This is a genomic window from Arthrobacter sp. HMWF013, assembly GCF_003061105.1.
Classification (GTDB): Bacteria; Actinomycetota; Actinomycetes; order Actinomycetales; family Micrococcaceae; genus Arthrobacter.
On sequence record NZ_QAIQ01000075.1, the window covers coordinates 1 to 6,323 of the forward strand.

The window sequence follows — 6,323 nt, forward strand, 5'->3', positions numbered from 1 at the left end:
ACCCCGCTCCGCGCCCGGCCACCCATCCCGCGCCACCCCGCGGCGCCGTTTCGACGGTTCCCTGCGCACACGACGTTCGCCGACGTCGAGTGTGCAGGGAACCAGCGAAATGGTCGGGCCTAGGCAGCTGCTTGCCTCCGGAGTGCCCGGAGGACGGTCATCTTGAACTCCTGTTCGCGGAACAGGTGTTTCCATTCGACCCGGACGAAGGTCCAGCCAAGGGCCATCAAGGCTTTTTCGCGCTGGCGTTCGGCGAAGATGGCCTCGTCCGTGGGCTGGTAGTCGAAGTACTTCACCTTGCCGTCAAATTCCAAGGCCACCTTCTTATCCCGCCACGCGAAGTCCAAGCGGTGCTGGCCGGCCGCGGACCACACCGCCACTTGAAGTTCGGGTGGCTCGATGCAGAGCCGGTGGAGAAGCTCGCGGGAGAGCGTTTCGCCGGGAGATTCGGACCGGGCATCGCTGTTTTCGATGGCCCGGCGAAGGGCCAGGACGCCGTTTCTTCCAGTCAATGCAGAGCACATTGCCCGGAGCTTCTCCGCATCCGCGCCCTTCCTCAAGGCGTGGTCCATCAGGACCAGGGACTGCCTGTAGTTCAGCATGAGGCAGCAATCCACGACCGTCCGCTCCAGCGACGTGCAGGGCAGGCCGTCCACGAAAATGACGGCTCCGCCTCCAGCGTCCGCGTGTGTGCCACGACGTCCTTGCCATGGGATACGGGCGAGGGGCACGTTTGCTGCGTGATGTGGACGCGATCGTCGACATCCCACAGGTACAGCGCATGGAGCCTGGCAGCGGAGGTGTGGCTGTACACAAAGCCCCCGCCCGACGTCGTCAGCGTCCCGTGGGCATGGGCGGCGATCACTTGGCGGCTGCGCACCCATCGCTTCTGCTTCGCCCAGATGCTGCCGCGGATGTAGCAGCCGCGCCGGAGCCGGACCAGGTCCTGGGACCGGACCAATGCAGCGATGGCCCGTGCGTTGAGACCTGCTTCCAGCAGCTCCCCGGTCCGCCACAGGTCCGCTCCAACCGGAAGGCCGCGGGTAGATTCTTTTGCCATGGGCCCAGCCTCCACCGGTCGCCCTGGCCGCGGCAGACCGTGGATTTGCTATGTGGACAAGCCCGGTTCGACGGTTCCCGGCGCACACGACGTTCACAGCCGTCGAGTGCGCAGGGAACCGTCGAAACGGAAACGGCGCGGAGCACCCGGCGCGGAGCACGCCTGCGGAAGGGGCCAGGCGCGGAGAACGCTCAGGAGTAGTACTGCGCCAGGGTCTCGGCCTTGAAGTCGAAGAAGGTGCCGGACTCGATGGCCAGCCGGGCGTCGTCCACCATCTTCACCACAAAGCGTTCGTTGTGGATGGAGATCAGCGTGGCCGAGAGCATCTCCTTGGCCTTGAACAGGTGGTGGATGTAGGCGCGGGAGTAGTTGGCGCAGGCGTAGCAGTCACACCCTTCCTGCAGCGGCCCGAAGTCACGCTTGTACTTGGCACCGGAGAGGTTGAAGCGGCCCTGCGGCGTGTAGAACGCGGAGTTGCGGGCCACCCGGGTGGGCGAGACACAGTCGAAGGTGTCGGCGCCGTTCTCGATCGCGGTGAAGATATCGTCCGGTTCGGAGATGCCCAGGAGGTGCCGCGGCTTGTCCTCGGGCAGCTCCTCATTGCACCAGCGGACGATCGTGCCCAGGTTCTCCTTCTCCAGCGCACCGCCGATCCCGTACCCGTCGAAGTCCATGGCACCAAGGTCCCGGCAGGCTTTCCGCCGCAGGTCCTCGTACTGGGCGCCCTGAATGACGCCGAAGAGTGCCTGGTACGGCTTGCCCACCCGGGACGAGGTCAGCCGGAAGTGCTCGTCGAGGCAGCGCAAAGCCCACAGCCGGGTCCGCTCCAGCGACTCTTCCTGGTAGCCACGGGAGTTCTGCAGGGTTGTCAGCTCGTCGAAGGCAAACATGATGTCCGCGCCGATCCGGTGCTGGACCTGCATGGAGATTTCGGGGGAGAAGCGGTGCCGGTCGCCGTTGAGGTGCGATTTGAACCACACCCCGTCGTCGTCGATGTGGGCCAGGCGTTCCTTGCCGGGCGCCACGGCGTCGTCCGGACCGGAGGCGTCCACCGACTTCATGTCGATGACCTTCTTGAACCCGGAGCCCAGGCTCATCACCTGGAACCCGCCGGAGTCCGTGAAGGTGGGGCCCTGCCAGTTCATGAAGGCGCCCAGCCCGCCGGCCTCGTCCAGGATGTCCGCGCCCGGCTGGAGGTACAGGTGGTACGCGTTGGCCAGGAGCGCTTGCGCCCCGAGCTCCGCCATGGACTCCGGCAGGACTGACTTCACGGTGGCCTTGGTCCCGACGGCGATAAAAGCCGGCGTCCGGATCTCACCGTGCGGCGTGCTGATGGTCCCGGTGCGGCCCAGGAATTCGCCGCCGTTGGCGGCCTCCTGGGCGGACGACGGCGCGCAGCGCCCGGCCAGGCGGGTGCCAACGGTGAACGAGAACTGCGACTGCTCAGCCGCTGCCGCGGGTGTGGACGTCGCGGCGGCGGGCATGGCTGGGGAGGGGTTGGCTGGCACGGTTCCAGTGTGCCAGCTATCGGTCCTGTTCCCTCAGTGGAGCGCGTCTGATGTGGGGTAGTTCTCAGCCCGCCAGCCATCCCAGTGCGAATTGATGGCCTCCAGCCTGTGGGCGCCCAGATCGTACGTGGAGACGATCACCAGGGACCCACCCTCGGGCCGGACGTCGTCGATGACGGGCTGATCGGCAACGATCAGCAGGCCGTCCCCGTGCTCCGCATAGCTGTGGACGGTCAGGCCCACCTGGTGGTTGGTGCGGTACCAGACCTTCCCGGAGATTTCCTCGCCGGTCCCCAGCGTCAGCTCGTACGGCTCCCCGGGAGCGGGTACGCCGGACAGCCCCAGTTTGTCGATGGCGGAGCTTTTCCCGCCGGGAAACTCGAAGAACAGGGTGTGCCGCTTGCCGTGGGGATGGCGTTCCAGGGCGAAGCGGAGCTGCTGGAGGAAAGTCAGCCAGCCCTGGGTGATGTCCTCGTCCCAGGCCGCCCACTCGGAGTTGTGGTCCAGTGCTGCCCGGGTGACGCTGACCAATGTCCCGCCGGGCACCGGTTTCAGGTCGAAGACGTCCCCGCCGTGAGTGGTCAGGCTGGTGTGGTCCGGGGCTTCAACCACGTCCTTGTGGAAGTAGATCTCATGGATCTCGGCAGCGAGTTCGTCGGCCTCCCAACCATGCCACTGCGCTACTTTGGCCGGTTCGCGCAGCATGGTCCAAACCTGCGGCGCATCAGCATTGATTACTACGCTCAGATTGTTCGTCATAGCCCGAATGTACAACGCAGGCGCGGCCCCGGGTAGGGGGAATTCCCCTCACCCGGACCGCTCAGGCCCTGACGGCCTCGAGTTCGTTGCTGATCCGGCGCTGTAGTTCGCCGGCGCCAATGGTTTCCGATCCGCCGTGGGCCCGCAGGAAAAGCAGGGACTCAAGCCGCAACAGCCGCCACTCCCGCTCGGCCTCGTGGTTGGAGTTGTCGATGGAACGGAAGATTTCTTTGTCGTACAGGTTCGGTTCATTCAGGGAACGCTGGCGGATCTTGGCATTCATCCGGGACTTGAAGGGGTCCGTTTCCTGGTTCTCCGGAGAGCGCAGCAGCTTTTCATAGACCTCGGCGCGGTCCTCCTGCCGGTCCTGGCGGCAAATGTAGCTGGACAGGGCGAGGGAGGCCTCCACGGACGCCCATCTGCCCGGGTTTCCGTCGAACGGCAGGACGTTGAGCAGGTCCGCGACCGCCAGCGCACCGTCAGGATCCTTGAGCGTGATGAACAGTTCGTGCGCCAGGTCGCTGAGGTCTTTGAGGCAGCTTCCGGACTTGAAGTTGATGCCTTTGGTCAGCTTGTCGGCGAGCAGCAGCACCCCTCCGGCGTCGGGGTGTGCTTCTGCAGCAGCTTCCACGACGGCTTCGGGCGTGCCCTGCGGCTCAGGGATGCGTGCAAGCTCTGCCGCGGTTGGCCCGCTCACGGCGGGCGGAATCGCAGGCAGGGGAGGTACGACGACGGCGGGAGCCGCCGGGGCTTCCTCCGGTTCCGTCGCGGAGGGTTCCACGGCCAGGGACAGCGGCGCGCCGGCGTCAGGCGTTTCGTCAAGGGCGCTGGTATTCACGATCTTCACGGCTGAGCCTGCGGCGATGCGCACTGTGCCGCCGCCGGAAAGGCTGGCCAGGATCAGGGCGGGGGCCCCGTAGTCATCGGACTCAAGCTCCACCTGCTGGATTTCCGCGGTCCGTTCACCGTCCGGCAGGAGGAGCTGATCGCCGGTGGTCAAAGAGTCAGCCTGCTGTTCGCTGTAGTACCGGGAGACTGGGGTTTCGGTCATGGAAGTCCTTAAATTCTCTTGCGGTCCGCCCTACAGTCTACAAAGGCAGGTGCCGGAAGTCGGGGACCCCGGGGTTTCGCGCGGGGCTTAGAAGCCCACTCCGGCGAAGGCCAGCGCCTGGCGGATCAGGGCACCGCGGCCTCCGCTGAACTCGAGCTGCACGTCGGGGCTGAGCACTTCCTCAGGCGTCATCCAGGTCAGTTCCAGGGCGTCCTGGCGGGGCTCGCATTCGCCGGTCACGGGAATGACGTACACCAGCGATACGGCGTGTTGGCGGTCATCGGTGAAGCCGGTGTGGGACGGGGCGGGGAAGTATTCGGCCACGGTGAAAGGCACCGGGCTGATGGGGAGCTGAGGGAAGGCGAGGGGGCCGAGGTCCTTCTCCATGTGGCGCAGGAGCGCGGCGCGGACGGTCTCCCGGTAGATCACGCGGCCCGAAACCAGCGACCGGATCATGGTGCCGTCTTCATCGGCCTGCAGCAGCGTGCCCACCTCGTTCACGAATCCCAGCGGGTCCAGCCTGACCGGAACGGCTTCCACATAGATCATGGGGAGCCTCCCGCGGGCCTCAAAGAGGTCTTCTTCGGAAAGCCAGCCGGGATTCGGGTCAGGAGTGCGAACGTTCATGGTTAAGTTCTACCCCATCGGACGCGTGCGGGCCGGTGAGGAGTGAGCTATCAGCGTAAAGCGTCGCTGAAAGCGGTGGAATCCCGCCTGTGGATTATTGCGTGGCGAGCCGCTGGGAGATCCAGAGGGTGGGAGCGACATGGGCGCCGGAGCTGCCGGAGCGTTCCGCCGCATCCGGGTTGGCCACGTGCAGCGTCCTGGCGAAGGCCTCCTCCGTCTCGGACACGGCGATTCCAGCAGCGGTGAGCCGGTCGCGCACGGTGCGCAGATCGCCGTCGTACTCAAATCCGAGGCCGGAGCGCGGGCTGCCGGACGCGGGACGCACCATCAGCACCCCGCCGTTCTTGGCGGTGAAGTCTGCCGGTTCGTCGGCGTCGGGGACCGGGCGGAAGCGGGCGCCGATATCCTGCAGGGTCACCGCGGCCGCGCCCGGATCAGCGGTAAACCAGACCCCGACGACGGTGAGGGCCGCGTCAGCCTCCGCGCAGACCGCGCCGTGGGCGCCCTTGTCCGCGAGGAAGCTGAAGCCGTCCTTGCCGGTGACGCGGCAGGACTCGCCATGATCGGCGGTGATGAGGTCGGCGGTGGTGGTTTCGGATTCGGCCACGGCGAGGTTGGTGCGCCGGGCGAACTCCGCCAGATCGCGCACCTCAACGCCAAGGGCCGTCATGCCGTCGTCAGCGGCACCTGCCTCCGCCTGATGCAGTGCCAGCCGGCCGGCACCGGCGTCGAACTCCCGCCACGGGCCCTCATCCACGGTCTTGGCCATGCCCAGGGCCGTCAGGAGCTCCTCCCACGCGTCCGGCCGGGACGTGAAGTGGATGGGGCGGACACGCAGCATGGGTTTCTCCTCGCATCGTCAAACGGGCAGACATGGCCATCATGCCACGCCCTGAATCGGCCGGAACAGTGCCGTTGGCGCGCAGCTGGCAGGCAGAATAGGGCCATGGCCATTGAACTGGAGGAACTGCTGGTGCCGGATGCGGCAGCGTGGCGGCTGTGGCTGGAGAACAACCATACGGGCAGTCCCGGCGTGTGGCTTATCCTCCACAAAAAGGGCGGCAACGTCACCGAACTGGACTACGACGCCGCCCTCGATGAGGCGCTGTGCTTCGGGTGGATCGATGGCCAGGTCCGGAAGCGCGACGACGAGAGCTACTTCCAACGGATGACCCGCCGCGTCCGCAGGAGTCCATGGTCCGCCCGCAATGTGGGGATCGTCGCCCGGTTGGAAACCGAAGGCAGGATGACGGACGCCGGCCGGGCCGCCGTCGAAAGCGCCAAGGCCGATGGCCGTTGGGACGCGGCGTACGGCGGG

The 6,323-nt window shown here is 66.4% G+C and carries 6 protein-coding genes and 1 pseudogene; 1 reads left to right on the top strand and 6 read right to left on the bottom strand.

All coding sequences use genetic code 11. The features are described 5' to 3' along the window. Positions 1 to 119: 119 nt before the first annotated feature. The 6 genes and pseudogenes from DBR22_RS03580 to DBR22_RS03605 form a co-directional block, all read right to left on the bottom strand. Positions 120 to 1,060 (bottom strand): annotated as a pseudogene (locus DBR22_RS03580) (type IV toxin-antitoxin system AbiEi family antitoxin domain-containing protein). A 191-nt stretch (positions 1,061 to 1,251) separates the two neighbouring features. Further along, positions 1,252 to 2,568 carry a tRNA guanosine(34) transglycosylase Tgt gene (gene tgt / locus DBR22_RS03585; protein WP_108597819.1) on the bottom strand — a complete coding sequence of 439 codons (1,317 nt, stop codon included), beginning with the start codon at positions 2,566 to 2,568 and terminating at the stop codon, positions 1,252 to 1,254. Between the two features lie 33 nt (positions 2,569 to 2,601). Further along, positions 2,602 to 3,327, bottom strand: coding sequence for a hypothetical protein (locus DBR22_RS03590; protein ID WP_108597820.1), 726 nt, complete (start codon positions 3,325 to 3,327; stop codon positions 2,602 to 2,604). Positions 3,328 to 3,388: 61 nt separating this feature from the next. Further along, entirely contained in the window at positions 3,389 to 4,378 is a 990-nt protein-coding gene (locus tag DBR22_RS03595; protein ID WP_108597821.1) for a DUF6707 family protein, read from the bottom strand. A gap of 87 nt (positions 4,379 to 4,465) precedes the next feature. Then, a complete protein-coding gene (locus DBR22_RS03600) occupies positions 4,466 to 5,005 on the bottom strand; it encodes an NUDIX hydrolase family protein (protein WP_108597822.1) in 540 nt (179 codons plus the stop codon). 94 nt (positions 5,006 to 5,099) lie between these two features. Beyond that, positions 5,100 to 5,846 carry a hypothetical protein gene (locus DBR22_RS03605; protein WP_108597823.1) on the bottom strand — a complete coding sequence of 249 codons (747 nt, stop codon included), beginning with the start codon at positions 5,844 to 5,846 and terminating at the stop codon, positions 5,100 to 5,102. 105 nt (positions 5,847 to 5,951) lie between these two features. Between DBR22_RS03605 and DBR22_RS03610 the strand changes: the two genes are divergently transcribed. After that, positions 5,952 to 6,323 (top strand): YdeI/OmpD-associated family protein (locus DBR22_RS03610; protein WP_375134884.1); only part of this gene is annotated, 372 nt, incomplete at its 3' end.